Here is a 26481-nt window from a genome sequence, read left to right on the forward strand (position 1 = left end):
ACACTTGCGCCACGCATTGAGACAGGGCATTTCCCATGAACATCCTCGTAGTCGAAGACGAACCCAAGGCCGGCAATTACCTGCTCAATGGCCTGCAGGAACTGGGCTATTCCGTCAGCCTCGCCCGCGACGGCGTGGACGGTTTGCATCAGGCCCTGGAAACGCCGTTCGACGTGATCGTGCTGGATGTGATGATGCCAAAAATGGACGGCTGGGAAGTGCTGCGCCGCCTGCGCAAGGAAGCCGACACACCGGTACTTTTTCTGACGGCCCGCGATGACATTGCTGACCGCATCAAGGGCCTGGAACTGGGCGCCGACGATTACCTGATCAAGCCGTTTTCCTTCGCCGAACTGGTAGCACGCTTGCGCACCCTGACCCGCCGTGGCCCGAGCCGGGACGAGGAACAACTACAAATCGCCGACCTGCAGATCGACGTGCTGAAGCGTCGCGTTACCCGCGCCGGCACGCGCATTACCCTGACCAATAAAGAGTTCGCCCTGCTGCACCTGTTCGCAACACACCAGGACCAGGTGCTGTCCCGTTCGATGATCGCATCGCGGGTGTGGGACATGAATTTTGACAGCGACACCAATGTGGTAGACGTCGCCGTGCGGCGCCTGCGCTTGAAAATCGACGATCCGTTCCAGCTCAAGCTGATCCACAGCGTGCGCGGCATCGGCTACCGCTTCGATACCCAGCCATGAACAAACATCGTCATTATTCCCTGACGCTGCGTCTGGCGCTGATCTTCGCCCTGCTTGCCTTCGCCTTGCTGGCTACCCTGGGTGTGGCGCTGTACCGCGAACTAGAGCGCGAGCTGATCATGCGCGACGACGCGGCCTTGATCTACCGCATCGACCAATTGCGCAACCTGCTCAATGACAGCAATACCCTGGACCTGATCAAGACCAAGCCGGAACTGTTCCAGAACATGCTGGGCAACCGCGAATCGGTACTGAGCATCGCCGCGCCTGGGCAACAACCCTTGTTGACGGTCAATCCCGGCAATATCGATCTGCCTGCCATCCCCCCAGTGCCCAAAAATCACGAGTTGACGTTTGCTGACGTGCACCATTTCCCTAGCATTAACGGCGCACCCTTCGCGACCGTGGCCGCGTCCATCGACTCCGGCGATCTGGGCAGCCTGCAAGTCACCACCGGACGCCTGATGACCGAGCGCACCGCAGTGCTGGCCAGCTATCGTTTGAGCGTCTATGTCCTGGCGAGCATCGCTGCAATCATTCTGGCGGTGGTCGGTTATCTGCTGGTGCATCGTGGACTTGTACCGTTACGTCGCCTGGCCCGACACGCCCAAGGCATAGGCGTCGGCAATCTCGCCGAACGCCTCGACAGCCACGGCGCACCAAAAGAACTGCTACCGATGATTGATTCGTTCAACACCATGCTGGAGCGGCTGGCCAAAGGCTTTGTCCAACTGGGCCAAGTGTCTACCGACATGGCCCACGAACTGCGCACGCCCATCAACAACCTGCTGGGAGAAACCCAGGTCGCCCTGCAACAACACCGCAGCATCGAGAGCTACCAGCAGTTGCTGGCCTCCAATGTCGAAGAGCTTGAAAGACTGGCACGCATGCTCGACAACATGCTGTTCCTGGCCCGCACCGATCCGGCCAGCGCCCTGCGCCAGCGCCAGGAACTCAATGCTGCAGATGAAGTGGAGCGCATCGCCGAGTACTTCGAAGGCTTGGCGGCGGATAGGGATATCAGCATTCGCGCTGAAGGTGACGGGGTGATCTGGGCGGAGCCGATGTTATTGCGCAGGGCCCTGGCGAACCTGTGTGCCAACGCCATCAAATATGGGGCGCCGAGCACTGAGCTGGTGATACAGGCGACTCCCAATAACGACGGCATTCATCTGAGCGTCAGCAACCACGGCGAGACCATCGCTGCCGAGCATCTGCCGCGACTGTTCGAACGTTTTTACCGGGTGGATGAATCACGAGAACGGTCAGCGCAATCCAACGGGCTGGGCTTGTCGATTGTGGCGACCATCATGCAGTTGCATAACGGGCAATACAGCGTGAGCAGTGAGGCAGGGGTGACGTGTTTTGATTTGTTCTTTCCGAAGCGGGAAGACTGAACAGCCGCCCCCCGGTGTTATTTTGCAAAGGTTTGTCCCTTAACGCTGGACGAAAGCCACACTACTCTTGCTCCCAACGGGCTCAAGGTAGAGCCGGCAACGGTAAAAACAAGGGAGATTCGGGAATGGAACTACGATTAGGTTTACTGGAAAAGGGGCTGGCTGAAATGAACGAGAAGCTGATCACCGTTTCGAGCAAGGCAGACGCCATGGATAAGCACTTCGCTTCCAAGGCAGACCTGGCAACCACTGAACTCAATCTTATCAAGTGGTATGTGGCGACCGCATTTGCAATGACAGGCCTGGCCTGCGCCATTACCTTCGGGCTCACCCGATTGTTTGCAATGTGAGGCTCGTGGGGCAGGTCAGCTGACCTGCCCACCCACTTCCGCTACATCCACAGGTGTTTGCCACGCCGTCAGTAAAGCTGCCTGCAATCCCGTGACCATTTTACCCAGCTCCATTGAAGGCCGCTGCGATCCCGTCACCTGCTCCGGCAGAAAAGGTACATGAATGAAACCACTGCGCACTTGCGACCCAGCGAGAGCATGCTGCAATAGATAAAACACCTGGTTACACACAAAGGTCCCCGCCGTCTGCGAAACGGAGGCCGCGACTCCCGCTTCACGCACGGCCTTGACCATTGCCTTGATCGGCAGCGTCGTGAAGTAGGCAACTGGGCCATCAACGATGACCGCCGTATCGACAGGCTGCTCGCCCAGGTTATCGGGGATACGCGCATCGTTGACATTGATCGCCACCCGCTCGATGGAGATATCGCTACGACCCGGCCCCAGCCCTGTAGCGATCACCATCGCCGGGTGCAATTCGTCGACAAGCCGGGTCAGGCACTCACCCGCAGTGGCAAATGCGCAAGGCAATTGACGGGCAACAATCTGCACACCGGCCTCCAGTTGCACGCCGTCCAATAGGCGCACGGCCTCCCAGGACGGATTAACCAAGTCTTTATCAAAGGGCTCAAAGCCCGTCAGCAATACGGTTTGCATCCTGGCCTCACATCAACAGGTAGAGCAGCACAATATTGACCACCAACATCATCAACGCCGTGGGCAGTTGCGCCTTGATCACCGCGTTCTTGTCCGGCAGCTCCAGCAACGCAGCAGGCACAATATTGAAGTTGGCGGCCATCGGCGTCATCAATGTGCCGCAGTAGCCGGAGAACATGCCAATCGCCGCCATCACCGCTGGATTCCCGCCGTAGATACCCACAAGCACCGGCACGCCGACACCGCCCGTCATCACTGGGAATGCCGCAAAACCATTACCCATGATCACCGTAAACAAAGCCATGCCCAATACATAGACCATCACTGCCACCAACTTGAAATCGAGGTTGATGTAGGTGGTGGTGACATGCGCAACAGCCGTACCGACCCCGGCCTCATTAAACAGCAAGCCGAGCATCGCCAGCATTTGCGGAAGAACCATCGCCCAGCCAAGGGCTTCAGTGAGACGGCGGGATTCGCGCAAGGCTTGCACCGGCGTATCACGGGTGAGCCAGCAGGCCAGGCCAAGTGCGATCAAGCAGCCGATACCGAGGGAAACGAAGGTGGTGTTTTTCGGATCCAGCAGTGGCACGCCGCCAATCTCGGTGTGCTTGAGCAGCACCGAGCCAATGACCGTGGTCAGTGGGATGGCGAGCGCAGGAATGAACAGCTTGTGGCCCAGGCGACCGGCACTGGCGCGAGAGGCCTTGTCATGCAGCTCGACATGCTTGCCACGGCCGACTCCGCCCATGCCGGCAATCAATGCCATCACCACGACGCCAGCGCCGATGGCCACCGACGGCAGGCGCTCGCCGATCAGGAACGGAATAGCGAACAACAGCCAGAACAACGCACTGGACCAACGCTTGGGATGGCTCCGGTCCATCAGAATCATGCCCGCAGTAATGAGCAGCAGAACCCCCGCGAGCCAGTACAGGTATTGAATGGAAATGATCATTGCGCGGCCTCCACTGGCGTAGCGGCAGGCGTCATCTCACGGGTAAGCCTTCGATCAAACCGGTGCAGACGGATCGCATGAATAACAAAGGCACAGATCGCCGTAGGAATGCCCCACACCGCAATATGCAGCGGCTCCACATCAATTCCCGAGCCGAGCAGGAAAGTGTGCATCAATGCGATTGCGCCAAAGGCGACGAAAATGTCTTCACCAAAAAACAGTCCGACGTTATCCGTCGCGGCGCACATGGCCAACACCTTGTGACGTAATTTGTCCGGCAGCTTGCCGTAGCGTTTTTCCGCCGCGCCTTCGGCCATCGGTGCGAGCAGCGGACGCACCATCTGTGGGTGCCCACCCAGGCTGGTCAACCCCATGGCGGCGGTGGATTCGCGTACAAACAGATAGATGATCAACAACCGCCCGACCGTGGCGCGCTCGAACCGTGCAATCCAGTTTTGTGCATGCAGGCGCAGCCCATGACGCTCCAGCAGGCCAATGACCGCCAGGGGTAACAACAGAATTAATTGCAAGGCACGGGTTTGAAGGAAGCCATCGCCCATGGTCGCGAGGATTTTCTCCAGCGGAAAGTGGGCAGCAAGCCCGGTGGCGATAGCGGCGGCGGTGACCACCAACAGCGGGTTGAAGCGCAAGACAAAGCCAACCACGATCACAAGTACGCCGATCAACGGCCATAAGTTCACAACAGTTTGCATGGCGTGAGGTCCTTAAGTGCGCGCTGCGGCGCCATTACAGCAGGATGTGAACAAAGGGTTCACAGCAAGAAGTGGCGTGCAGTCAGCTCGGTTTTTTATTGTTGACCCGAAAGGTCGAGCGTCAGTGGCGGCAACTTTGCTGCCTGGGGGCGGGAGGTGTCCAACAAGAAAAATTGTTGCTGCGAACCAATAATTTTTGTGGGTGGTGAGAGTTTTGCAAATCGCACGGCCACAAAAAAGGGCCCACCTTTCGGTGGGCCCTTCTAGACCGCCCAGCAGAGCGGATTTTGTTTGGTAGGCGCGATTGGACTCGAACCAACGACCCCCACCATGTCAAGGTGGTGCTCTAACCAACTGAGCTACGTGCCTGCTGTGAGGCGGCATTCTACGGAATTCCGGAGGGGTGTCAACATCTTTTTTGCAGCTAACCCTATGAATATGCGAATTTTTTATTTGCGCGGAGCACGCCCGTGGATTTCGGGTGGCTGGCAGGCAATTTTCAACTCAGGTAGGATCGACGCACTCGTAAAAAATATAAAACAGAGGTTCCAGGATGGCGAACACCCCCTACCCCCAGTCGTATTACGCCGCGTCCGCGAATGCCGTTCCACCTCGCCCGGTGCTGCAAGGTGAGGTCGAAACCGATGTATGCGTGATTGGTGCCGGCTACACCGGCCTCTCCAGCGCGCTGTTCCTGCTGGAGAACGGTTTTCGCGTGACGGTGCTGGAAGCCGCCAAGGTGGGGTTTGGCGCCTCGGGCCGCAACGGTGGGCAGATCGTCAACAGCTACAGCCGTGATATCGATGTGATCGAGCGCAGCGTCGGGCCCAAACAGGCACAACTGCTGGGAGAGATGGCGTTCGAAGGCGGCAGGATCATCCGCGAGCGCGTCGCCAAGTACCAGATCCAGTGCGACCTGAAGGACGGCGGTGTATTCGCCGCGCTCAACAGCAAGCACATGGGCCACCTGGAGTCGCAGAAGCGCCTGTGGGAGCGCTACGGTCATACGCAGCTGGAGTTGCTGGACGAGCGCCGTATCCGCGAAGTGGTTGCCTGCGACAACTATGTGGGCGGTTTGCTGGACATGAGCGGCGGCCACATCCACCCGCTCAACCTGGCACTCGGCGAAGCGGCGGCCGTGGAATCTTTGGGCGGCACAATCTACGAGCAATCGGCAGCCGTGCGAATCGAGCGCGGCGCCAACCCAGTGGTGCATACCGCCGAGGGCAAGGTCAGGGCCAAGTTCGTTATCGTCGCGGGCAATGCCTACCTGGGCAACCTGGTGCCGGAGCTGGCAGCCAAGTCGATGCCCTGTGGCACGCAAGTGATCACCACAGCGCCTCTGGGTGACGATCTCGCAAAGACGCTGCTGCCGCAGGATTACTGCGTCGAAGACTGTAACTATTTGCTCGACTACTATCGACTCACCAGCGACAAGCGCCTGATCTTTGGTGGTGGCGTGGTGTATGGCGCGCGTGACCCGGCGAACATCGAGGCGATCATCCGTCCGAAGATGCTCAAGGCGTTCCCGCAGCTCAAGGACGTGAAGATCGACTACGCCTGGACCGGTAATTTCCTGCTGACCCTGTCTCGCCTGCCGCAGGTGGGACGCTTGGGCGATAACATCTACTACTCACAAGGCTGCAGTGGCCATGGCGTGACGTATACGCACCTGGCCGGCAAGGTACTGGCGGAGGCACTCAGAGGCCAGGCAGAGCGTTTTGACGCGTTTGCCGACCTGCCGCACTACCCGTTCCCGGGCGGGCAACTGTTGCGCACGCCGTTCGCGGCAATGGGCGCCTGGTACTACGGGCTACGGGACAAGCTGGGTTTCTGATAGCGCGATGGGTGCCAGCAAGCTGGCGCCCATCATGAACCACCAAATCGCAGACACAAAAAACCCCGGTCTTTCGACCAGGGTCTTTGCTATCGGATCAAAGTAGCCAGAGGCTTGCTTTGTGCTCCAAGGCGTTCAGTGGGCCTTGAGGCAGATATGGCGCAGCGGACGGGACTCGAACCCGCGACCCCCGGCGTGACAGGCCGGTATTCTAACCGACTGAACTACCGCTGCGTATCGCTTGACCGGATGAGCGTAAAACCCTCAACCGTCTTTAAACATCTGATTGATCAGTCTTGGCTGTTCAATCTCAAGCCCGACGAATCAGACTTGGAAAATATGGCGCAGCGGACGGGACTCGAACCCGCGACCCCCGGCGTGACAGGCCGGTATTCTAACCGACTGAACTACCGCTGCGCGTCGGTGCAACCTTTAACGTTGCGTCTTGCCCTGGGGCAAAACTCTCAAGAAGTGGTGGGTGATGACGGGATCGAACCGCCGACCCTCTGCTTGTAAGGCAGATGCTCTCCCAGCTGAGCTAATCACCCTTTGCTTCGTTGAGGCCGCGAAATTTACGCAGGTATCGGACCTAAGTCAATAGCCTGCTTGAAGTTTTTCTGAAAAAGACAAAATTGCTTCAAGACGGCTACCCGCCCTACTCGCTGTAAATCATCTTCTTGCTCATGCCACCGTCCACGACAAACTCTTGCCCGGTGACAAACCCCGCCTGGCGCGACAGCAGCCACGCCACCATCGCCGCCACGTCTTCTACAGTGCCTACCCTGCCCGCCGGATGTTGCGCATGATCAGCGTCACTCAACGGCTCGGCGCGACGCGCAGCCGGATCACGCGCATCGATCCAGCCAGGGCTGACCGCATTGACCCGCACTTCCGGGCCCAAGCTCATTGCCAGGGCGTGCGTAAGGGCCAGCAGGCCACCCTTGCTCGCCGCGTAGGCTTCGGTGTCCGGCTCAGACTGGCGAGCCCGGGTGGATGCCAGGTTGACGATGGCACCGCCATGGGCGCGCAGGTAAGGCGCACAGTGCTTGGCCAGCAACATCGGCCCACTGAGATTCACCGCAAGCACTCGATTCCAGTACGCCAGGTCGAGGCTTTCCAGGGTGATATTGCGCGGGTCAGCCACCGCCGCATTGCAGACCAATGCGTCCAGGCGCCCAAACTGCCCCAATACCTCGGCAACACCTTGGGCCACCTGCTTTTCGTCGGCCACGTCCATGCTGATAAACCAGGCGTTATCACCCAGCACCTTGGACACCTTGGAGCCGCGCTCACGGTCCAGGTCGGTCAACACTACCTGCCAGCCTTCGCTGATCAACCACGCGGCAATCCCAAGGCCAATGCCCCGCGCGGCGCCCGTCACCAGCGCGACACGCCCGTTACTGGCTGCCGCAGCTTCCATGGACCACTCGATCACAAGGCCGCCAGCCCGCGAGCCAGGTCAGCTTGCAAGTCAGCAACATCTTCCAGGCCGACCGCAATGCGGATCAGGCTGTCACGGATACCAGCCGCTTCACGCTCCTGCGGTGCCAGACGACCATGGGAAGTGGTGCTCGGATGAGTAATGGTGGTCTTGCTGTCACCCAGGTTGGCAGTGATGGAGATCAGACGGGTCGCATCGATAAAGCGCCATGCGCCCTCTTTGCCACCCTTCACCTCAAAGCTCACCACCGCCCCGAAACCACGCTGCTGACGCTGGGCCAACTCGTGTTGCGGGTGGCTCTTGAGACCGGCGTAATGCACCTTTTCGATACCGTCCTGCTGCTCCAGCCACTCGGCCAAAGCCTGGGCGTTGGCGCAGTGGGCCTTCATCCGCAGGTTGAGGGTCTCAAGCCCCTTGAGGAAGATCCACGCGTTGAACGGGCTCAAGGTCGGGCCAGCCGTGCGCAGGAAGCCGACGACTTCTTTCATCTGCTCGCTGCGACCCGCGACCACGCCACCCATGCAACGACCTTGGCCGTCGATGAACTTGGTCGCCGAGTGCACGACAATGTCCGCACCCAGCTTCAACGGCTGCTGCAGCGCCGGGGTGCAGAAGCAGTTGTCTACGACCAGCATCGCGCCCTTGGCATGCGCCACTTCGGACAACGCAGCGATATCCACCAGCTCGGCCAATGGATTGGACGGCGACTCGACGAACAGCAACTTGGTGTTGGCCTTGATCGCCGCATCCCAACCGGAAAGATCCGCCAGGGGCACGTAGTCCACTTCGATGCCGAAGCGCTTGAAGTACTTCTCGAACAGGCTGATGGTCGAACCGAACACACTGCGCGATACCAGCACATGGTCGCCGGCACTGCATAGGCTCATCACCACCGCCAGGATCGCCGCCATGCCAGTGGCCGTGGCCACCGCCTGCTCAGCGCCTTCCAGTGCCGCGAGACGCTCTTCGAACGCGCGCACGGTCGGGTTGGTATAACGCGAATACACGTTGCCCGGCACTTCGCCAGCAAAGCGCGCAGCAGCATCGGCCGCCGTGCGGAACACATAGCTGGAGGTGAAGAACATCGGGTCACCGTGCTCAGCTTCCGGGGTGCGGTGCTGGCCGGCGCGCACAGCCAGGGTATCGAAAGCTACGCCATCGAGGTCGCTGTCCAACCGACCGGCATCCCATTCCTGACTCATGCTGCGACTCCTTACTCAATTCTTTATTTAAGATACAAAACCGGCCCCTCAGGGCCGGTTGTCACTCAGTTGTTGTACAGGTCGATGATCGCGCTGACCGCCTGGGTCTTGATCTTCGACGAGTCGTTACGCGCCTGCTCGATCTTGTTCAGGTAAGCCTCATCGACATCACCAGTCACATACTTGCCGTCGAACACGGCGCAGTCGAACTGGTCGATCTTGATCTTGCCACCGCCGACCGCCTCGATCAGGTCCGGCAGGTCCTGGTAGATCAGCCAATCAGCGCCGATCAGGTCGGCCACGTCCTGGGTCGAACGGTTGTGAGCGATCAGCTCATGGGCGCTCGGCATGTCGATGCCGTAGACGTTCGGGTAACGCACGGCAGGCGCTGCGGAACAGAAGTACACGTTCTTCGCGCCGGCTTCGCGGGCCATCTGGATGATCTGCTTGCAGGTAGTCCCGCGCACGATGGAGTCATCCACCAGCATTACGTTCTTGCCGCGAAACTCCAGCTCGATGGCGTTGAGCTTCTGACGCACCGACTTCTTGCGTGCCGCCTGACCCGGCATGATGAAGGTACGGCCGATGTAGCGGTTCTTCACGAAGCCTTCGCGGAACTTGACGCCCAAGTGGTTGGCCAGCTCAAGCGCAGCGGTGCGGCTGGTGTCCGGGATCGGGATCACCACGTCGATGTCGTGCTCAGGACGCTCGCGCAGGATCTTCTCGGCCAGCTTCTCGCCCATGCGCAGACGCGCCTTGTACACCGAGACACCGTCGATGATCGAATCCGGACGCGCCAGGTAGACGTGTTCGAAGATGCACGGGGTGAGTTTAGGTGCCACGGCGCACTGACGGGTGTGCAGCTTGCCGTCTTCGGTGATGTACACCGCTTCGCCCGGCGCAAGGTCGCGGATCAGGGTGAAGCCCAGCACGTCCAGGGACACGCTTTCGGACGCGATCATGTACTCGACGCCTTCGTCGGTGTGACGCTGGCCGAACACGATCGGACGGATGCCATGCGGGTCACGGAAGCCGACGATGCCATAACCGGTAACCATGGCCACCACGGCGTAACCACCGACGCAACGGTTGTGCACGTCAGTGACGGCGGCGAACACGTCTTCTTCGGTCGGCTGCAGCTTGCCGCGCTGGGCCAGCTCATGAGCGAACACGTTGAGCAGCACTTCCGAGTCGGAGCTGGTGTTGACGTGGCGCAGGTCAGATTCGTAAATCTCCTTGGCCAGTTGTTCAACGTTGGTCAGGTTACCGTTATGCGCCAGGGTGATGCCGTAAGGCGAGTTGACGTAAAACGGTTGAGCTTCGGCCGAGGTCGAGCTACCGGCGGTCGGGTAACGCACATGGCCAATGCCCATGTGCCCGACCAGGCGCTGCATGTGACGCTGATGGAACACGTCACGCACCAGGCCATTGTCCTTGCGCAGGAATAACCGGCCGTCGTGGCTGGTCACAATACCGGCAGCGTCCTGGCCGCGGTGCTGGAGGACGGTTAGCGCGTCATACAGCGCCTGATTGACGTTCGACTTACCGACGATACCGACGATGCCACACATGCGACGCAACCCCTACTTAATGAATCTTGACTGAACACAGCTTACTGAGGCGTTTTGGCCGGCAAGAGGTGTTCCTTGAACGGAAGATCAGCGGGTACGCTGATTCCGCTGGCCAGCCACTGACTGCTCCACCCCAAAATGAGGTTCTTGGACCAATCTGCAACCAATAGAAATTTTGGCACGAGTACCGACTCCTGCCACCACGAATCCTGCTGTACCGGCCCCAGGCTCAACAGCCCGACTGCCACGACCACCAGCAACGCGCCACGCGCGGCGCCGAAGGCCATGCCGAGAAATCGATCGGTCCCGGAGAGGCCGGTGACACGTATCAACTCGCCGATAAGATAATTGACCATTGCTCCCACCAGCAGCGTGGCGATGAACATGATGGCGCAGCCCGCGATGACGCGAGCCGAAGGTGTCTCGATGTATCCGGCCAGGTAGACCGACAATGAACCGCCGAACATCCAGGCTACGACTCCTGCGATGATCCAGGTCAGCAACGACAGTGCTTCTTTTACGAAGCCGCGGCTTAGACTGATCAAAGCGGAGATGGCGACGATTGCGACGATCGCCCAATCAACCCAGGTAAATGGCACAGTTCAGCCTACGGACAGATGAGGCGGCGCATTTTAGCAGAGCGTCGGGCTGTCGGTAAGCTGTGATTGTCAGTGCCTTGCAAATCAGTAGTTTGGGGCGAGCGAATCCGATCTCAACCCCACATTTGACCCGCATTTCCAACCGGAATCGGCAGTTACTCAGCCGCGCTCAGGCTGGAAACGGGTGACAAACCCCTTGAGGTTCTGCTGGCGATCCAGCAAGTCTCGCAGGCGATCCGCTTCGGCACGCTCGATCAGCGGGCCGATAAACACACGATTCTTGCCATCGGCGCTGCGGATGTAAGCGTTGTAGCCTTGACTGCGCAGCTTCTTCTGCAAAGCGTCAGCACCTTCGCGATTGCCCAGACTGGCGACTTGAATAGACCAGCTGATCGGCAGGCCATTCGGATCAATACGGCTCTGCCCCACATCCGGCTTGCCCGGTGCCGCCGGTTGCGGCGCTACCGGCTTAGGTGCGGGCGCAGGCGCGGCAGGCTTGGCCGCTACGGTCGGCGCAGGTGCTGGCTTGACCACCGGCACGCTCGGCTGAACCGGCATCGACGGGGCTTGCTGGGCGGCAACCTCCGCATCGGTAGGCACCGGCTCTTCTTCCGGCAAGGCCTGGGGCTCAGGCACCACCACCGGCTCAACCTGTACTTGCGGCACCGCCGGCGCCTGTGGCGCAGCCGGGGCTTCGACGACCACTTGGCGCTCTTCGTCCTGACGCGAGAACAGCATCGGCAGGAAAATCACCGCCAACGCCACCAACACCAGGGCTCCGACCATTCGCTGCTTGTATGCGCTATCCAGTAATGCCATGTGCAGCTTCCTCCGTGGAGCGCCGGGCCAACCACTCGAGCGCCTCGGCAACACAATAAAATGACCCGAACAACAGAATCTCATCATCGGGGGTGGCAACGGCGCACTGCGCTTCAAGGGCAGCGGTCACGCTTGCATACGACGCCACCGGCGCACCAAGGTTCTGCAAGGCCACTTGCAGCTCGGCGGCCGGACGGCTGCGCGAGGTATCCAGGGGCGCTACGGCCCACGCCTGGACATTGTCCAGCAAGGGTGCAACCACACCGTCCAGGTCCTTATCGGCCAGCAAGCCAAAGACTGCAAGGCGACGACCGACCGGCGGCGTGCGCGACAAGCGTTGCGCCAGGTACTCGGCCGCATGGGGGTTATGCCCCACGTCCAGCAACAGGTTCAGGCGCTTGCCTTGCCATTGGAACTCACGACGATCCAATCGCCCGACTACACGTGTCGCCAGCAAGGTGGCGGCAATCTGCTCAGCATTCCACGGCAGATCCAGCAGTAGATAGGCCTGCAGTGCGAGCGCGGCGTTTTCCATTGGCAGGTTCAGCAGCGGCAGGTCGCACAGCTCTACGGCCTGGCCGCGAGCATCGTGCCCACGCCATTGCCAGTGCTGCGCACCGATTTCCAGATTGAAGTCGCGACCACGCAGGAAAAACGGGCAATCCAGCTCGCGCACCTTGTCGAGCAAGGTATGCGGCGGATCCAGATCACCGCACAGCGCAGGCTTGCCCTGGCGGAAGATCCCGGCTTTTTCGTAGGCCACGGATTCGCGGGTATTGCCCAGGTAGTCGGCGTGGTCCACACCAATACTGGTGACCAACGCCAGGTCGGCATCCACCACGTTGACCGTGTCCAGACGCCCGCCCAGGCCGACTTCCAGCACCACCACATCGAGTTGCGCACGCTCGAACAGCCAGAACGCCGCCAGGGTGCCCATTTCGAAGTAGGTCAGGGAAATCTCGCCCCGACCGGCATCGAGCGCGGCGAAGGCTTCGCACAGTTGCTCATCGGTGGCTTCGACACCATTGAGCTGCACCCGCTCGTTGTAACGCAGCAGGTGCGGGGAATTGTAGACGCCGACTTTCAGCCCTTGAGCCTGTAGCAGCGCCGCGACAAAGGCACAGGTAGAGCCTTTGCCGTTGGTGCCGGTCACCGTAATCACACGGGGTGCCGGCCGGCCCAACCCGAGGCGGGCCGCTACCTGTTGCGAGCGCTCCAGGCCCATGTCGATGGCGGACGGATGCAACTGCTCAAGGTAGGCGAGCCATTCGCCCAGGGTACGTTGGGTCATAGGTTTGCAGGCACCGGCGGCACGACGATTGGTTCAACTTTAGGCGCGACGTACACAGGGGTCGGCAGGCCCATCATTTGTGCCAGCAGGTTACCCAAGCGTGGACGCAACTCACCGCGCGGGATGATCAGGTCAATCGCACCGTGCTCCAGCAGGAATTCGCTGCGCTGGAAGCCCTCAGGCAGTTTTTCACGTACGGTCTGCTCGATCACACGCGGGCCGGCAAAGCCGATCAGCGCCTTTGGCTCGCCGACGATCACGTCACCCAGCATCGCCAGGCTGGCGGAAACGCCGCCGTAGACCGGGTCGGTCAGCACGGAGATGAACGGGATGCCTTCTTCACGCAGACGCGCCAACACCGCAGAGGTCTTGGCCATTTGCATCAGGGAGATCAGGGCCTCCTGCATGCGCGCACCACCGGAGGCAGCGAAGCAGATCATCGGGCAACGGTTTTCCAGGGCATAGTTGGCGGCGCGGACAAAGCGCTCACCGACGATGGCACCCATGGAGCCGCCCATGAAGGAGAACTCGAACGCCGACACCACGACAGGCATGCCCAGCAGCTTGCCGCTGACGGAAATCAGCGCGTCCTTCTCGCCGGTCTGCTTCTGCGCGCCGACCAGACGGTCCTTGTACTTCTTGCTGTCGCGGAACTTGAGGCGGTCAACTGGCTCCAGGTCGGCACCCAGCTCGTTGCGGCCTTCGGCGTCCAGGAAAATGTCGATGCGGGCGCGGGCGCCGATACGCATGTGGTGGTTGCACTTGGGGCAAACGTCCAGGGTCTTTTCCAGCTCCGGACGGTACAACACCGCGTCGCAGGATGGGCACTTGTGCCACAGACCTTCAGGAACCGAGCTTTTTTTCACCTCGGAACGCATGATCGAAGGGATCAGTTTGTCTACTAACCAGTTGCTCATGCTTTCTTTCTCCAGTACCGGTGGCTTGAACACAGCCCCGCGTATGCCCTTGAGCTAAATTCATATGTGGCGATGACACATGCTGGACGGGGTCAGACGTTCGACCGGCCTTTTCCCGCATGCCTCCTCAGCCTTCCAGACAACCTGCCAGTGCAGGGTTGCCACTTCGTTTCCAGGCCACCCTCAGGCGGCGCCGGGCTGTTTTACACAGTGGTAGTTATGGACGGCGGCAGACTGCCAGCCGTCACATCCCGCGCACAGCTTGCATAAATGCGCGAATCTTGTCGTGATCCTTGATGCCCTTGCCCTGCTCCACGCCGCCGCTGACATCCACGGCATAGGGGCGCACCTGCTCTATCGCCGCCCCGACATTGCCGGGGTTGAGCCCGCCGGCCAGGATAATCGGCTGGCTCAAGCCAGCAGGAATCAACGACCAATCAAACGCCTCACCGGTACCGCCGGGCACGCCTTCGACATAGGTGTCGAGCAGGATCCCGCGAGCGCCACCATAGGCCGCACACGCTGCCGCGATGTCATCCCCGGCCTTCACGCGTAACGCCTTGATATACGGACGCTGGTAGCTTTCACATTCGTCGGGCGTTTCGTCGCCGTGGAACTGCAGCATGTCCAGCTGTACGGCATCCAGGGTCTCGTTGAGTTCGCAGCGACTGGCGTTGACGAACAGCCCCACGGTGGTCACGAACGGCGGCAAGGCGGCGATGATCGCCCGCGCCTGCAACACGTTCACCGCCCGCGGGCTCTTGGCATAGAACACGAAACCAATGGCGTCCGCCCCCGCCTCGACTGCCGCCAGCGCGTCTTCTATGCGGGTAATCCCGCAAATCTTGCTGCGAACGGCTGACATGTCGTGGAAACCCCAGGGATTGGACCGAGAAAGTCCCGGATGGTAACAAAAGCTTTTCCGGGCGTCAGCCGCCAAGTTCGCTGAAACCTGTGAGGAAGTGTGGCCCGATGAACCGTTCCGGCAATTGGAACTCGTCGCGGTACTCCACATCCACCAGGTAAAGGCCGAACGGATGCGCCGTGACCCCGCCCGTACGGCGGACACGGCTTTCCAGCACTTCCCTGGCCCATTCCACCGGACGCTCGCCGGTGCCGATGGTCATCAGCACCCCGGCAATGTTTCGAACCATATGGTGCAGGAACGCACCGGCGCGAATATCCAGCACGATCATCTTGCCGTGACGAGTCACCCGCAGATGATGGACTTCCTTGATCGGCGACTTAGCCTGGCACTGGCCGGCACGGAAGGCGCTGAAATCGTGCACACCCACCAGATGCTGCGCGGCCTCGGCCATGCGCTCGGCGTCGAGCGGGCGATGGTTCCAGGTGATTTCTTCGTTGAGGTGCGCCGGACGGATCTGGTCGTTGTAGATCACATAGCGATAACGCCGGGCGATGGCCTTGAAGCGCGCATGAAAATGCGCCGGCATGACCTTGGCCCAACTGACGCTGACGTCATGGGGCAAATTGATATTAGCGCCCATCACCCAGGCCTTCATGGACCGTTCAGCCTGGGTGTCGAAGTGCACCACCTGACCACAGGCATGCACGCCCGCATCGGTACGCCCGGCGCACATCAGCGACACCGGCGAATCGGCGACTTTCGACAGTGCTTTCTCCAGGGTTTCCTGCACCGTCAGTACACCAGACGCCTGACGCTGCCAGCCGCGATAGCGCGAGCCTTTGTATTCCACGCCCAGGGCGATGCGGTAAAAGCCTGCGGCCGCCATTTCGGCGGCCGCGTTATCTATATTTGCCAAGAACTGAGAGCCTGATGAGTTGCGCAAAGGCGGCCATTATGCCGATTTGTGCGGGTGCCCACAAAAGCAAAACGGCGACCCGAAGGTCGCCGCTGCATTGACGTATGACGGTCAGGCCAACCGGCCGAGCATTTCCTTGGCCTCGCCGCGCTGAGTTTCGTCGCCTTCGGTCAGCACTTCGCTGAGGATGTCCCGTGCGCCGTCCGCATCGCCCATGTCGATGTAGGCCTGGGCCAGGTCGAGCTTGGTGGCCACCTCGTCTGTGCCAGAGAGGAAGTCGAACTCCGGCTCATCGTCGCCCTTCGCCGCATCTTCTGCGGTGAAGGAAGGCTCGATGGACGGATGTTCCAGGCTCTGGGACAAACGATCCAGCTCGGCGTTGACATCGTCCAACTCGGATGCAAAGGCGTCAGGCTTGGCGGCAGCTTCCGGCTCATCGGCCAGGGACAGGTCGAAGTCTTCCGGCAGGTCGAAGTCATCCAGGGCCGCCGGGGTCAGGGTGGGCGGCTCGACGGCCGGCACATCCTTCATCTGCTCTTCCAAGCCGGAGAGGAAGTCGTCATCCGATTGCGCCGACGCCGGAGCATCCAGCTGCAGGTCCAGGTCGAAGTCCGACAGGTCATCCGGCGTAGCCTGGGCTTCGGTCTGCTGTTGCAGCAGCGATTCGAAGGTCTGCTGATCGTCCTTCACCACGGCTGGGGAGGCTTCTTCCAGTTCATCCAGGCTCAGGTCGAAATCGGTGTCGAAGGCTTCGGGTTCCGCAGGAGTCGGGGCCGGCTTGTCTTCCAGCAAATCCTTGACGTATTGCGCATCCAGGGCAGCTGCGGCGACCGCAGCGCTGACGCCCGCGGCCAGCACGGCCATGGCCGGGAAGCGACTCTTGAGCTGCTCGACCTGGGCATGGTTTTCACCATTGGCCACCAGTTGGCGCTCCTGGGTCACGAAACCGTCCTTGTCGTTTTGCAGGCCGTAGACTTCCATCAGCTTCAAACGCAGGTCGCTGCGCTTGGGCTCCTGTTTGATCGCCTGTTCCAGCACGTCGGCGGCCTGGTTCAGGTGGCCACGGTCGACAAGCGACTGGGCTTGGGCCAGTGCATCGCTGGAGTTCACCGGCGCAACGGCAACCGCCAGCGGCGCCAGTACCGAGGCGACGGTCGGCACGGCGACTGCCGGTTCAACCGCTGGGGCTGGCGCTGGTGCAGCGGCCAGCTTGACGTTTGGCGGCGGCACTTCCAGGCCTTCGAAACTGTCTGGCGGCAGGTCCTGATCGATGTTCGAGGTGAACACCGGTTCTTCAGCCAGGGCACGCGCCATACGCAGGTGTTTTTCTTCTTCGCGACGGGCATTGCGATGGCGCGCCCACAACAGCAGGAGCAGCAGCACCAGCAGGCCGGCGGCACCACCGATCACGCCAAGCACGATCGGATTGGTCAGCAGGTCGTTGAATTTACCTTCGACGCTGGCAGGCGCGGAATCGGCCTTGGCCGGCTCAGGCGTGGCGGGCGCAGGTGTTGCAACGGTGGCATCGGGAGCGGCCGGAGCAGCCGGAGCAGCCGCCGGCTCACCCGCCAACTGCGCAGGCATTGCCGCTGTGGCCGGCGTTGCTGGGGCGCCCTTCTCTGCCTGCAGACGCGCGAGCTGATCGTTTTTCAGTTGAATCAGTTTTTGCAGCTTGTCCAACTGGCTTTGCAGGTCGGCCGCGCGGCTTTTCAGCTCTTCGTTGTCGCGACGGGTGGTGTCCAGTTGCTCCTGGGTCATCGCCAGTTTGTCGCTCAACCCAGCACTATCGCCAGCCTTACCCTTGGCGCCCTTCTTGGCCGCTTCGGCGGAAACCAGGCTCAGGTTGTCCTTGGCGTTAGTGCTCGCCGGGGCATTGCCGGCCTGGGTGCGTTTGGTGGCATCCAGTTGCTGCTTGCCCGCTGCCGGATTGGTGGCAGCGCGTCGGCCCTGTCGCCAGGCGGCATTCTGCGCGCTGACTTCGGCGATCGCCTGGGGTTGCGGCAGCGCGGTGCTTTGTACGGGATCGGGCAGACGCAGGACCTGGCCGGTTTTCAAACGGTTGATGTTGCCGTCGATAAACGCGTCGGGATTCAGCGCCTGGATCGCCAGCATGGTCTGCTGTACCGAGCCGCCATTGCGGTTCTTCGCGGCAATTTCCCACAAGGTGTCGCGGGAGGTGGTGGTGTGCTGTGCCGGTTTGCTTGCAGCTGGCGCGCTGCTGGCCGGTGCCGCCAGACGCGGCGCAGGCGCGGCGGTCGTCGGTGCCGGCTGGTCGAACTTGGCCGGGTCGAGCAACACGCTGTAGTCGCGCATCAACCGGCCATTGGGCCATTGCACCTGCAACAGGAAGCGTACGTAGGAATCGGGCAACGGCTTGTTGGAGGTGACACGCACCACGCTGCGGCCGTTGGGGTTGATAACCGGGGTAAACGTCAGGTCATCGAGGAACGCCTGGCGATCAACGCCCGCATCCACAAAGGCTTGGGAGGACGCCAGGCTCGGCGTGATCTCGGAAGCGGTGAGACCACCGACGTCGAGCAATTCGATTTCCACCGCCAATGGCTGGTTCAACTTCGACTTGAGGGTCATCTCCCCCAGCTGCAGCGCCTGCGCCATACCGGAGGACAGCGCCGAGGCGGCCGCTATTGCTAACACCAGTTTGCGAACTTGAACCATAGCCTCATCCTTTGTTTGAACACTCCCCGGCCTGCGAGAAGGTTGGTAACCGCTGCCATAAGGCATGGCGAGCCGATAGGTCACCGACGCGCAACTTTTCCTGCCTGGGGCCAAGCATAGCGCCTGGCTAGAATCAATCTACAAATTGCCGCCAAGTATCTTTTACGCAAGGCCTTTTATCAACAACTGCGCCAGCTGCACGGCATTCAGTGCGGCGCCTTTGCGTACGTTATCTGACGTCAGCCACAGATTTAGTTCCGCCGGGTCATCCACACCTGCGCGAACCCGCCCTACATAGACCACATCCTGACCGACCGCGTCGCCCACGGCTGTAGGGTAGTCACCCTCCTCAACCCGCTCTATTCCTGGCGCTGTGTCGAGCAAACGGTTCACAGCGGCGAGATCGACCGGTGCCCCCAGTTGCAGCGACACTGTCAGGCTATCGCCAAAAAACACCGGGGCTTGAACGCAGGTTGCGGAAATCTTTAGCAAAGGTAATTCCAGCACTGCGCGCAGTTCGTGTACGAGGCGCTTCTCCAGGGCTGTATGACCTTGGGCGTCTGGCGTACCGACTTGTGCCAGCAGGTTGAAGGCAACCTGCCGATCAAACAGTTTCGGTTCCAGCGGGCGCATGTTCAGCAACTCAGCGGTTTGTCGGGCCAATTCACTGACGGCTTCACGCCCCTGGGACGACATCGCCAGGTTGGCGGTAACGCTCACGCGCTGGATATCCAACAGGCTGCGCAAAGGTGCGAGGACGACCGCCAGGTTGGTCGCAGAGGGGCTTGGACTGCCGAGCTGGAACGGTTTTTTCAAGCCATCAAGCACATGGGCATTGGCTTCCGGCACCACTTGCGGCGCCTGCTCGGCGGGCAAGGCGCCAGACAAGTCAATCACCGCGCAACCCGCCGCCGTAGCGCGCGGGGCGAAACTCAAGGTCACCGCCGGCCCCGCCGCGAAGAACGCGAGTTGCGCCTTATTGAAGTCGAATTCATCGACCTCCTTGACCCGCACGTTTTTGCCACGAAACGGCACCGAGGCACCCGCCGAGTTGTTGCCCGCCAGCAAATACAGGGTGCCCACCGGGAAGTTCAACTCTTCGAGGATCTGCACCAGGGTTTCGCCAACGGTGCCGGTAGCGCCGATCACGGCGATTTCAAAGGTCTGGGTCATGGGGGCTGCCTCGGGCATTGCGGGGGGAGCGGCACTTTACCGGGTGGCTGGGGGTGAGGCCAATAAAAAACCCGCGCCTGTCACCAGAGCGCGGGTTTCTTCATTGCTTCAAGCGATCAACGCTCCAGCAAGATCCGCAGCATGCGGCGCAGCGGTTCGGCCGCGCCCCACAGCAGTTGGTCGCCAACGGTGAACGCGCCCAGGTACTGGGTGCCCATGTTCAGCTTGCGCAGACGGCCCACCGGCACATTCAGAGTGCCGGTGACCTTGGTCGGGCTCAGCTCCTGCATGCTGATGTCGCGGTTGTTCGGCACCAGCTTGACCCACGGGTTGTGCTGGCTGATCAAGGCTTCGATATCGCTGATCGGTACGTCTTTGTTCAGCTTGATGGTCAGCGCCTGGCTGTGGCAGCGCATCGCGCCGATACGCACGCAGATGCCGTCCACCGGGATCGGGCTCTTGAAGCGGCCGAGGATCTTGTTGGTCTCGGCCTGGGCCTTCCACTCTTCACGGCTCTGGCCGTTCGGCAGTTCCTTGTCGATCCACGGGATCAGGCTGCCGGCCAATGGCACACCGAAGTTCTCGGTCGGGTAGGCCTCGCTGCGCATGGCTTCAGCCACACGGCGGTCGATGTCGAGGATCGCGCTGGCCGGGTCGGCCAGTTGATCGGCAACGGCGGCGTGGGTCGCGCCCATTTGCTTGATCAGTTCACGCATGTTCTGCGCGCCGGCACCGGAAGCCGCCTGATAGGTCATGGCGCTCATCCACTCGACCAGGCCAGCCTCGAACAGGCCACCCAAGCCCATCAGCATCAGGCTGACGGTGCAGTTGCCGCCGACATAGTTCTTGGTGCCCGCGTCCAGCTGCTGGTCGATGACCTTGCGGTTCACCGGGTCGAGGATGATCACGGCATCGTCCTGCATGCGCAGGCTCGACGCGGCGTCGATCCAGTAACCCTGCCAGCCGGCTTCACGCAGCTTGGGGAAGACTTCGCTGGTGTAGTCGCCACCCTGACAGGTCAGAATCACGTCGAGGGTTTTCAGCTCTTCAATGTTGTAGGCGTCCTTGAGCGGGGCAATATCCTTGCCCACGGACGGCCCCTGGCCACCGACATTCGAAGTGGTGAAAAACACCGGCTCAATAAGATCGAAATCCTGCTCTTCCAGCATCCGCTGCATGAGCACGGAACCGACCATACCGCGCCAACCGATCAGACCTACACGTTTCATCGCAACTACACCTTGTTAAAAAGTGGGCCGCCTGCAGCAAACTTCTGCAAGGGGGCCCGAGAGATTACAGACTCCGCAGCGCGGCGACTACTGCGTCGCCCATTTCTTGCGTACCGACCTTGGTGCAACCCTGCGACCAGATGTCGCCAGTGCGCAAGCCCTGGTCCAGCACCAGGCTCACGGCCTTCTCGATCGCGTCCGCCGCGTCCGCCAGGTTGAAGCTGTAACGCAGCATCATCGAGACCGACAAAATCGTCGCCAACGGGTTGGCAATGCCCTGGCCCGCGATGTCCGGCGCCGAACCGTGGCACGGCTCGTACATGCCCTTGTTGTTGGTATCCAGGGAGGCCGACGGCAGCATGCCGATGGAACCGGTGAGCATCGACGCCTGGTCGGACAGGATGTCGCCGAACAGGTTGTCGGTGACGATCACGTCAAACTGCTTGGGTGCACGCACCAGCTGCATGGCGGTGTTATCGACGTACATGTGGCTCAGCTCAACGTCCGGGTAGTCCTTGGCCACTTCTTCGACGATTTCACGCCACAACTGGCTGGAGGCCAGCACGTTGGCCTTGTCCACCGAGCAGACCTTCTTGCCACGCACGCGGGCCATGTCGAAACCGACACGGGCGATACGGCGGATTTCGCTCTCGCTGTACGGCAGGGTGTCGTAGGCCTGGCGCTCGCCATTTTCCAGCTCACGCACGCCACGTGGCGAGCCGAAGTAGATACCGCCGGTCAACTCGCGCACGATGAGGATATCCAGGCCCGCGACCACTTCCGGCTTGAGGCTCGACGCGTCAGCCAGTTGCGGGTAGAGGATCGCCGGGCGCAGGTTGCCGAACAGGCCCAGTTGCGCACGGATCTTCAGCAGGCCACGCTCAGGGCGGATATCACGTTCGATCTTGTCCCATTTCGGGCCGCCCACCGCGCCGAGCAGTACGGCGTCGGCCGCGCGGGCGCGGTCCAGGGTTTCATCGGCCAGCGGCACGCCGTGCTTGTCGATGGCCGCGCCGCCGATCACGTCGTGGCTCAGCTCAAAGCCCAGGCTGTACTTGCTGTTGGCGAGTTCCAGCACCTTGACCGCTTCGGCCATGATTTCCGGACCAATACCGTCGCCAGGGAGAATCAGAATCTGCTTGCTCATGCGTTCCTCATTTCATCAAGCGACCCGCCCATGGGCAGGTCGGGAAAAATCAATCAGCGTTCGGCAAAGACCACCAGCACGTCGGTGCTGAAGGTGCCGTCGGCCTGAATTTCGTAATAATCGCGCACTTCCTGGCCCATCGCCTTCTGCAACTCAAGGATGGCTGCGCGCAGAACCTCTGGCGTGCGCATGCGCTCGACCCACGAGGTGTATTCCAGGCGCAGACGCTGGCGACTGCTGGTGCGCACATGCAAACCGGACTCGCTGAGCTGCTGCATCCATTCGGCGGCGGAATAATCACGCACGTGGCTGGTGTCACGCAGCACTTCGACGGTTTGCAGGTAAGTGTCCAACAGCGGGCTGCCCGGTGACAAGACGTCGACGAACGCCGCCACACCGCCCGGTTTGAGTACGCGGCGCACTTCGCGCAGGGCCAGGCCGAGGTCGCTCCAGTGGTGGGCCGAATAACGGCTGAACACGAAGTCGAACTCGCCATCGGCGAACGGCAGGCGTTCGGCGGCGCCGTGGACGGTGCGGATGTTGTCCAAACCGCGATCTGTCGCCGCAGCGGCAACCACGTCGAGCATCTGCTGGGACAGGTCGTAGGCGACCACTTCTTTAGCCAGCGGCGCTACATGAAAGCTGACATGACCGGCACCGCAGCCCAAATCCAACAGTCGCGCATTGCCCTGCCCGGCCAGTTCGGCCTGCAGCAGCGCGAATTCGGTGCCTTGGGCGTGCACGGCACTGCTCAGGTAGGCCGAGGCTTGCTCGCCGAATTGTTTTTGCACGACTTGGGTGTGGGCGGTGCTGGTCATGGTGCTTTTCCTTGGGACTTGTGTTGTGTGTGCTCGCGAAGGGGCCAGTCCTGCTTACATCAAATCAGGCATCGCGAAACAACCACGGCTGGCTCGCCCGGTGCTTGGCTTCAAACGCGGCAATCGCATCGCCGTCCTGCAAGGTCAGGCCGATGTCGTCCAGGCCGTTGATCAGGCAGTGCTTACGGAACGCATCCACTTCAAAGTGATACACCTTGCCATCCGGACGGGTCACGGTTTGCGCGGCCAGGTCAACGGTCAGTTGGTAGCCCTCTTCAGCTTCCACGTGCTTGAACAGCTCGTCGACTTCTGCGTCGGTCAAGATGATCGGCAACAGGCCGTTCTTGAAGCTGTTGTTGAAGAAGATGTCGGCATAGCTCGGCGCGATGATGCTGCGAAAGCCATACTCTTCCAGGGCCCACGGTGCGTGCTCACGGCTGGAGCCGCAACCGAAGTTCTCACGGGCCAGCAATACGCTGGCGCCTTGGTAACGTTCGGCATTGAGCACGAAGTCCTTGTTCAGCGGGCGCTTGGAGTTGTCCTGGTAGGCGTAGCCCACGTCCAGGTAGCGCCACTCGTCGAACAGGTTCGGGCCGAAACCGGTGCGCTTGATCGACTTCAAGAACTGCTTGGGGATGATCTGGTCGGTGTCGACGTTGGCGCGATCCAAAGGGGCGACAAGGCCAGTGTGTTGGGTAAAAGCACGCATCGGGTATTCCTCAGATCAATTCGCGAACGTCGATAAAACGACCGTTGACGGCCGCCGCAGCGGCCATGGCCGGGCTGACCAGGTGGGTACGCCCACCGGCGCCCTGACGCCCTTCGAAGTTACGGTTGGACGTAGACGCGCAATGCTCGCCCGATTCCAAACGGTCCGGGTTCATCGCCAGGCACATCGAGCAGCCTGGCTCACGCCATTCAAAACCGGCTTCGAGGAAGATCTTGTCGAGGCCTTCGGCTTCAGCCTGGGCTTTAACCAGACCGGAGCCTGGCACCACGATGGCTTGCTTGATGGTCGACGCCACTTTGCGGCCCTTGGCGATCACCGCCGCGGCCCGCAGGTCTTCGATCCGCGAGTTGGTGCAGGAACCGATGAACACGCGGTCCAACTGAATGTCGGTGATCGCCTGGTTGGCCTGCAAACCCATGTACTTCAAGGCGCGCTCGATGGAACCGCGCTTGACCAGATCGGCCTCTTTGGCCGGGTCCGGCACATTCTGGTCAACGGCCAAGACCATTTCCGGCGAAGTGCCCCAGCTGACTTGTGGCTTGATCTGGGCAGCGTCGAGTTCAACCACGGTGTCAAACACCGCATCGGCATCGGAGACCAGGTCTTTCCAGGCTTCTACCGCCGCATCCCAATCCGCGCCTGCCGGAGCGAAAGGACGACCCTTGACGTACTCAACGGTCTTTTCGTCCGCCGCCACCATGCCCACACGGGCACCGGCTTCGATGGACATGTTGCAGATGGTCATGCGGCCTTCAATGGACAGGTCGCGAATGGCGCTGCCGGCGAACTCGATGGCATGGCCGTTACCGCCGGCGGTGCCGATCTTGCCGATCACGGCGAGGACGATGTCTTTAGCGGTCACGCCGAACGGCAATTTGCCCTCAACGCGAACCAACATATTCTTCATCTTCTTGGCGACCAGGCACTGGGTGGCGAACACATGTTCCACCTCGGAAGTGCCGATGCCATGGGCCAGGGCGCCAAAAGCACCGTGGGTCGACGTGTGGGAGTCACCGCAGACCACGGTCATGCCCGGCAAGGTCGCGCCCTGCTCCGGGCCGATCACATGCACGATGCCTTGACGTACGTCATTCATCTTGAATTCGGTAATGCCATATTCGTCGCAGTAGTCGTCGAGGGTCTGTACCTGCAAGCGGGAAACGGTGTCGACGATTGCGTCGATGCCGCCCTTGCGCTCCGGCGTGGTCGGCACGTTGTGGTCAGGCGTGGCGATGATGGAGTCGACGCGCCAAGGCTTGCGCCCGGCCAGACGCAGGCCTTCGAACGCTTGGGGCGAGGTCACTTCATGGATGATGTGACGGTCGATATAGATCAGCGACGAGCCATCGTCGCGCCGTTTCACTTCATGGGAATCCCAAAGCTTGTCGTAAAGCGTTTTGCCGGCCATCAGTCGGTCCTCATCAGCGGTGTTTCTCTATGCCGGGCTTTTCAATAACCCTTTGGCTTGTGAGGCTGATGGTATGGCGCTACATTAAATAACTCAAATTCATATTTTTTATGCTTTGGATTACCAACTGGAATACCACAATGGACCTGGCCAACCTCAACGCCTTTATTGCCATCGCCGAGACCGGCAGCTTCTCCGGCGCCGGTGAACGGCTGCACCTGACCCAACCGGCCATCAGCAAGCGCATTGCTGGCCTGGAGCAACAATTGAAGGTGCGCCTGTTCGATCGCCTGGGTCGCGAAGTCGGCTTGACCGAGGCTGGACGGGCCTTGCTGCCGCGCGCTTATCAGATCCTCAACGTGCTGGACGACACCCGCCGCGCCCTGACCAACCTGACTGGCGAAGTCAGCGGCCGCCTGACCCTGGCCACTAGTCACCACATCGGCCTGCATCGCTTGCCGCCGGTGTTGCGCACGTTTACCCGGGAATACCCGAATGTGGCGCTGGATATTCAGTTCCTCGATTCGGAAGTGGCCTACGAAGAAATCCTCCATGGCCGTGCCGAAGTGGCAGTGATCACCCTGGCGCCCGATCCTCACAACCTGGTACGTGCCACCCCGGTCTGGGATGACCCGCTGGACTTTGTGGTCGCGCCGGAGCACAGCCTGATCAGCAACGGCAGCATCAGCCTGGCCGATATTGCCGGCCACCCCGCCGTTTTCCCCGGCGGCAACACCTTTACCCACCATATTGTCAGCCGATTGTTCGAGGCCCAGGGCCTCACGCCAAACATCGCGATGAGCACTAACTATCTGGAAACCATCAAGATGATGGTGTCGATCGGCCTGGCCTGGAGCGTGTTGCCACGCACCATGCTTGATGATCAGGTGGCAAGTATCGCTTTGCCGGGCATACAGCTCAGTCGCCAGCTAGGCTATATCGTGCACACCGAAAGGACGCTGTCGAACGCTGCGCGGGCTTTCATGAGCCTATTGGATGCACAGGTCGATCTGCCAGGGATACCGGCATGAAGCTGTGCGGCCTCAAGGCTTGAATA

24 protein-coding genes and 4 tRNA genes are annotated in these 26481 nt (G+C 60.9%); 5 read left to right on the forward strand and 23 right to left on the reverse strand.

What is annotated here, in order from left to right:
• Positions 1-35 precede the first annotated feature (35 nt).
• The 3 genes from AYR47_RS27405 (at position 36) to AYR47_RS27415 (ending at position 2454) form a co-directional block, all read left to right on the forward strand.
• The gene (locus AYR47_RS27405; RefSeq protein ID WP_033901736.1) at positions 36-707 is read left to right on the forward strand and encodes a heavy metal response regulator transcription factor; all 672 of its coding nucleotides are present in this window, start codon (positions 36-38) and stop codon (positions 705-707) included.
• Positions 704-2104, forward strand: coding sequence for a heavy metal sensor histidine kinase (locus AYR47_RS27410; protein ID WP_033901737.1), 1401 nt, complete (start codon positions 704-706; stop codon positions 2102-2104). Before AYR47_RS27405 ends, AYR47_RS27410 begins: the two co-directional genes overlap by 4 nt.
• A 125-nt stretch (positions 2105-2229) precedes the next feature.
• Positions 2230-2454: a hypothetical protein gene (locus AYR47_RS27415; RefSeq protein WP_033901738.1), complete on the forward strand. Its 225-nt coding sequence runs from the start codon at positions 2230-2232 to the stop codon at positions 2452-2454.
• Positions 2455-2469: 15 nt separating this feature from the next.
• Here the strand turns inward: AYR47_RS27415 and pcp are convergent, their stop codons facing one another.
• The 4 genes from pcp to AYR47_RS27435 form a co-directional block, all read right to left on the reverse strand.
• Positions 2470-3111: a pyroglutamyl-peptidase I gene (gene pcp / locus AYR47_RS27420; RefSeq protein WP_061449065.1), complete on the reverse strand. Its 642-nt coding sequence runs from the start codon at positions 3109-3111 to the stop codon at positions 2470-2472.
• Between the two features lie 7 nt (positions 3112-3118).
• A complete protein-coding gene (locus tag AYR47_RS27425; protein WP_033901740.1) occupies positions 3119-4069 on the reverse strand; it encodes a DUF979 domain-containing protein in 951 nt (316 codons plus the stop codon).
• Positions 4066-4782 (reverse strand): DUF969 domain-containing protein, encoded by a 717-nt coding sequence (locus tag AYR47_RS27430; RefSeq protein ID WP_061449066.1) that lies wholly within the window; start codon positions 4780-4782, stop codon positions 4066-4068. Before AYR47_RS27430 ends, AYR47_RS27425 begins: the two co-directional genes overlap by 4 nt.
• Positions 4783-5074: 292 nt before the next feature.
• Positions 5075-5151, reverse strand: a tRNA-Val gene (locus tag AYR47_RS27435).
• A gap of 184 nt (positions 5152-5335) precedes the next feature.
• Between AYR47_RS27435 and AYR47_RS27440 the strand changes: the two genes are divergently transcribed.
• The gene (locus AYR47_RS27440) at positions 5336-6619 is read left to right on the forward strand and encodes an NAD(P)/FAD-dependent oxidoreductase (RefSeq protein ID WP_033901790.1); all 1284 of its coding nucleotides are present in this window, start codon (positions 5336-5338) and stop codon (positions 6617-6619) included.
• Between the two features lie 157 nt (positions 6620-6776).
• Here the strand turns inward: AYR47_RS27440 and AYR47_RS27445 are convergent.
• The 19 genes from AYR47_RS27445 to leuC all read right to left on the reverse strand — a co-directional run bounded on the left by AYR47_RS27445 (position 6777) and on the right by leuC (position 25424).
• Positions 6777-6853, reverse strand: a tRNA-Asp gene (locus AYR47_RS27445).
• A gap of 106 nt (positions 6854-6959) precedes the next feature.
• Positions 6960-7036, reverse strand: a tRNA-Asp gene (locus tag AYR47_RS27450).
• A gap of 55 nt (positions 7037-7091) precedes the next feature.
• Positions 7092-7167 (reverse strand) — tRNA-Val (locus tag AYR47_RS27455).
• A 107-nt stretch (positions 7168-7274) separates the two neighbouring features.
• Entirely contained in the window at positions 7275-8039 is a 765-nt protein-coding gene (locus AYR47_RS27460; protein ID WP_033901791.1) for an SDR family oxidoreductase, read from the reverse strand.
• 11 nt (positions 8040-8050) lie between these two features.
• Positions 8051-9262, reverse strand: a complete 1212-nt coding sequence (locus AYR47_RS27465; RefSeq protein WP_033901792.1) for an O-succinylhomoserine sulfhydrylase — start codon at positions 9260-9262, stop codon at positions 8051-8053.
• A 65-nt stretch (positions 9263-9327) separates the two neighbouring features.
• On the reverse strand, positions 9328-10833 hold the full coding sequence (gene purF / locus AYR47_RS27470) for an amidophosphoribosyltransferase (protein WP_015884965.1): 1506 nt from the start codon (positions 10831-10833) through the stop codon (positions 9328-9330).
• Between the two features lie 41 nt (positions 10834-10874).
• Complete coding sequence (locus AYR47_RS27475) at positions 10875-11432, reverse strand: CvpA family protein (RefSeq protein WP_003192538.1); 558 nt, start codon at positions 11430-11432, stop codon at positions 10875-10877.
• 159 nt (positions 11433-11591) lie between these two features.
• Positions 11592-12251: an SPOR domain-containing protein gene (locus AYR47_RS27480; RefSeq protein WP_033901794.1), complete on the reverse strand. Its 660-nt coding sequence runs from the start codon at positions 12249-12251 to the stop codon at positions 11592-11594.
• Complete coding sequence (gene folC / locus AYR47_RS27485) at positions 12235-13542, reverse strand: bifunctional tetrahydrofolate synthase/dihydrofolate synthase (RefSeq protein ID WP_061449067.1); 1308 nt, start codon at positions 13540-13542, stop codon at positions 12235-12237. The genes AYR47_RS27480 and folC overlap by 17 nt, the downstream gene beginning before the upstream one ends.
• Positions 13539-14459, reverse strand: a complete 921-nt coding sequence (accD, locus tag AYR47_RS27490; protein ID WP_016976632.1) for an acetyl-CoA carboxylase, carboxyltransferase subunit beta — start codon at positions 14457-14459, stop codon at positions 13539-13541. Before accD ends, folC begins: the two co-directional genes overlap by 4 nt.
• 244 nt (positions 14460-14703) lie before the next feature.
• Positions 14704-15324 carry a phosphoribosylanthranilate isomerase gene (locus AYR47_RS27495; RefSeq protein WP_033901797.1) on the reverse strand — a complete coding sequence of 207 codons (621 nt, stop codon included), beginning with the start codon at positions 15322-15324 and terminating at the stop codon, positions 14704-14706.
• Positions 15325-15388: 64 nt separating this feature from the next.
• Positions 15389-16213 (reverse strand): tRNA pseudouridine(38-40) synthase TruA, encoded by an 825-nt coding sequence (gene truA, locus AYR47_RS27500; protein ID WP_033901798.1) that lies wholly within the window; start codon positions 16211-16213, stop codon positions 15389-15391.
• Between the two features lie 141 nt (positions 16214-16354).
• The gene (locus AYR47_RS27505; protein ID WP_061449068.1) at positions 16355-18919 is read right to left on the reverse strand and encodes a FimV/HubP family polar landmark protein; all 2565 of its coding nucleotides are present in this window, start codon (positions 18917-18919) and stop codon (positions 16355-16357) included.
• Positions 18920-19081: 162 nt separating this feature from the next.
• The gene (locus tag AYR47_RS27510) at positions 19082-20092 is read right to left on the reverse strand and encodes an aspartate-semialdehyde dehydrogenase (RefSeq protein ID WP_033901800.1); all 1011 of its coding nucleotides are present in this window, start codon (positions 20090-20092) and stop codon (positions 19082-19084) included.
• A 116-nt stretch (positions 20093-20208) separates the two neighbouring features.
• On the reverse strand, positions 20209-21321 hold the full coding sequence (gene asd / locus AYR47_RS27515; RefSeq protein ID WP_033901801.1) for an aspartate-semialdehyde dehydrogenase: 1113 nt from the start codon (positions 21319-21321) through the stop codon (positions 20209-20211).
• A 64-nt stretch (positions 21322-21385) separates the two neighbouring features.
• Positions 21386-22468: a 3-isopropylmalate dehydrogenase gene (gene leuB, locus AYR47_RS27520; RefSeq protein WP_061449069.1), complete on the reverse strand. Its 1083-nt coding sequence runs from the start codon at positions 22466-22468 to the stop codon at positions 21386-21388.
• A gap of 53 nt (positions 22469-22521) precedes the next feature.
• Positions 22522-23286 carry a class I SAM-dependent methyltransferase gene (locus tag AYR47_RS27525; protein ID WP_033901803.1) on the reverse strand — a complete coding sequence of 255 codons (765 nt, stop codon included), beginning with the start codon at positions 23284-23286 and terminating at the stop codon, positions 22522-22524.
• 64 nt (positions 23287-23350) lie between these two features.
• Complete coding sequence (gene leuD, locus AYR47_RS27530; protein ID WP_061449070.1) at positions 23351-23995, reverse strand: 3-isopropylmalate dehydratase small subunit; 645 nt, start codon at positions 23993-23995, stop codon at positions 23351-23353.
• Between the two features lie 10 nt (positions 23996-24005).
• Positions 24006-25424 carry a 3-isopropylmalate dehydratase large subunit gene (gene leuC / locus AYR47_RS27535; RefSeq protein WP_061449071.1) on the reverse strand — a complete coding sequence of 473 codons (1419 nt, stop codon included), beginning with the start codon at positions 25422-25424 and terminating at the stop codon, positions 24006-24008.
• 140 nt (positions 25425-25564) lie between these two features.
• Between leuC and AYR47_RS27540 the strand changes: the two genes are divergently transcribed.
• On the forward strand, positions 25565-26455 hold the full coding sequence (locus AYR47_RS27540; protein WP_038845586.1) for a LysR family transcriptional regulator: 891 nt from the start codon (positions 25565-25567) through the stop codon (positions 26453-26455).
• Positions 26456-26481: the final 26 nt, after the last annotated feature.

Origin of the sequence: Pseudomonas azotoformans (assembly GCF_001579805.1) — a bacterium.
Lineage (GTDB): Bacteria > Pseudomonadota > Gammaproteobacteria > Pseudomonadales > Pseudomonadaceae > Aquipseudomonas > Aquipseudomonas azotoformans_A.

Bases quoted from the DNA above. Each gene is read 5' to 3' on its own strand.
- accD (WP_016976632.1), bottom strand. From the start codon at position 14,459: ATGAGCAACTGGTTAGTAGACAAACTGATCCCTTCGATCATGCGTTCC.
- AYR47_RS27415 (WP_033901738.1), top strand. From the start codon at position 2,230: ATGGAACTACGATTAGGTTTACTGGAAAAGGGGCTGGCTGAAATGAAC.
- AYR47_RS27410 (WP_033901737.1), top strand. From the start codon at position 704: ATGAACAAACATCGTCATTATTCCCTGACGCTGCGTCTGGCGCTGATC.
- leuB (WP_061449069.1), bottom strand. From the start codon at position 22,468: ATGAGCAAGCAGATTCTGATTCTCCCTGGCGACGGTATTGGTCCGGAA.
- AYR47_RS27460 (WP_033901791.1), bottom strand. From the start codon at position 8,039: ATGGAAGCTGCGGCAGCCAGTAACGGGCGTGTCGCGCTGGTGACGGGC.
- truA (WP_033901798.1), bottom strand. From the start codon at position 16,213: ATGGCGGCCGCAGGCTTTTACCGCATCGCCCTGGGCGTGGAATACAAA.
- pcp (WP_061449065.1), bottom strand. From the start codon at position 3,111: ATGCAAACCGTATTGCTGACGGGCTTTGAGCCCTTTGATAAAGACTTG.
- AYR47_RS27405 (WP_033901736.1), top strand. From the start codon at position 36: ATGAACATCCTCGTAGTCGAAGACGAACCCAAGGCCGGCAATTACCTG.
- leuC (WP_061449071.1), bottom strand. From the start codon at position 25,424: ATGGCCGGCAAAACGCTTTACGACAAGCTTTGGGATTCCCATGAAGTG.
- purF (WP_015884965.1), bottom strand. From the start codon at position 10,833: ATGTGTGGCATCGTCGGTATCGTCGGTAAGTCGAACGTCAATCAGGCG.
- AYR47_RS27425 (WP_033901740.1), bottom strand. From the start codon at position 4,069: ATGATCATTTCCATTCAATACCTGTACTGGCTCGCGGGGGTTCTGCTG.
- AYR47_RS27505 (WP_061449068.1), bottom strand. From the start codon at position 18,919: ATGGTTCAAGTTCGCAAACTGGTGTTAGCAATAGCGGCCGCCTCGGCG.
- AYR47_RS27540 (WP_038845586.1), top strand. From the start codon at position 25,565: ATGGACCTGGCCAACCTCAACGCCTTTATTGCCATCGCCGAGACCGGC.
- AYR47_RS27495 (WP_033901797.1), bottom strand. From the start codon at position 15,324: ATGTCAGCCGTTCGCAGCAAGATTTGCGGGATTACCCGCATAGAAGAC.
- AYR47_RS27480 (WP_033901794.1), bottom strand. From the start codon at position 12,251: ATGGCATTACTGGATAGCGCATACAAGCAGCGAATGGTCGGAGCCCTG.
- AYR47_RS27440 (WP_033901790.1), top strand. From the start codon at position 5,336: ATGGCGAACACCCCCTACCCCCAGTCGTATTACGCCGCGTCCGCGAAT.
- leuD (WP_061449070.1), bottom strand. From the start codon at position 23,995: ATGCGTGCTTTTACCCAACACACTGGCCTTGTCGCCCCTTTGGATCGC.
- folC (WP_061449067.1), bottom strand. From the start codon at position 13,542: ATGACCCAACGTACCCTGGGCGAATGGCTCGCCTACCTTGAGCAGTTG.
- asd (WP_033901801.1), bottom strand. From the start codon at position 21,321: ATGAAACGTGTAGGTCTGATCGGTTGGCGCGGTATGGTCGGTTCCGTG.
- AYR47_RS27465 (WP_033901792.1), bottom strand. From the start codon at position 9,262: ATGAGTCAGGAATGGGATGCCGGTCGGTTGGACAGCGACCTCGATGGC.
- AYR47_RS27525 (WP_033901803.1), bottom strand. From the start codon at position 23,286: ATGACCAGCACCGCCCACACCCAAGTCGTGCAAAAACAATTCGGCGAG.
- AYR47_RS27430 (WP_061449066.1), bottom strand. From the start codon at position 4,782: ATGCAAACTGTTGTGAACTTATGGCCGTTGATCGGCGTACTTGTGATC.
- AYR47_RS27510 (WP_033901800.1), bottom strand. From the start codon at position 20,092: ATGACCCAGACCTTTGAAATCGCCGTGATCGGCGCTACCGGCACCGTT.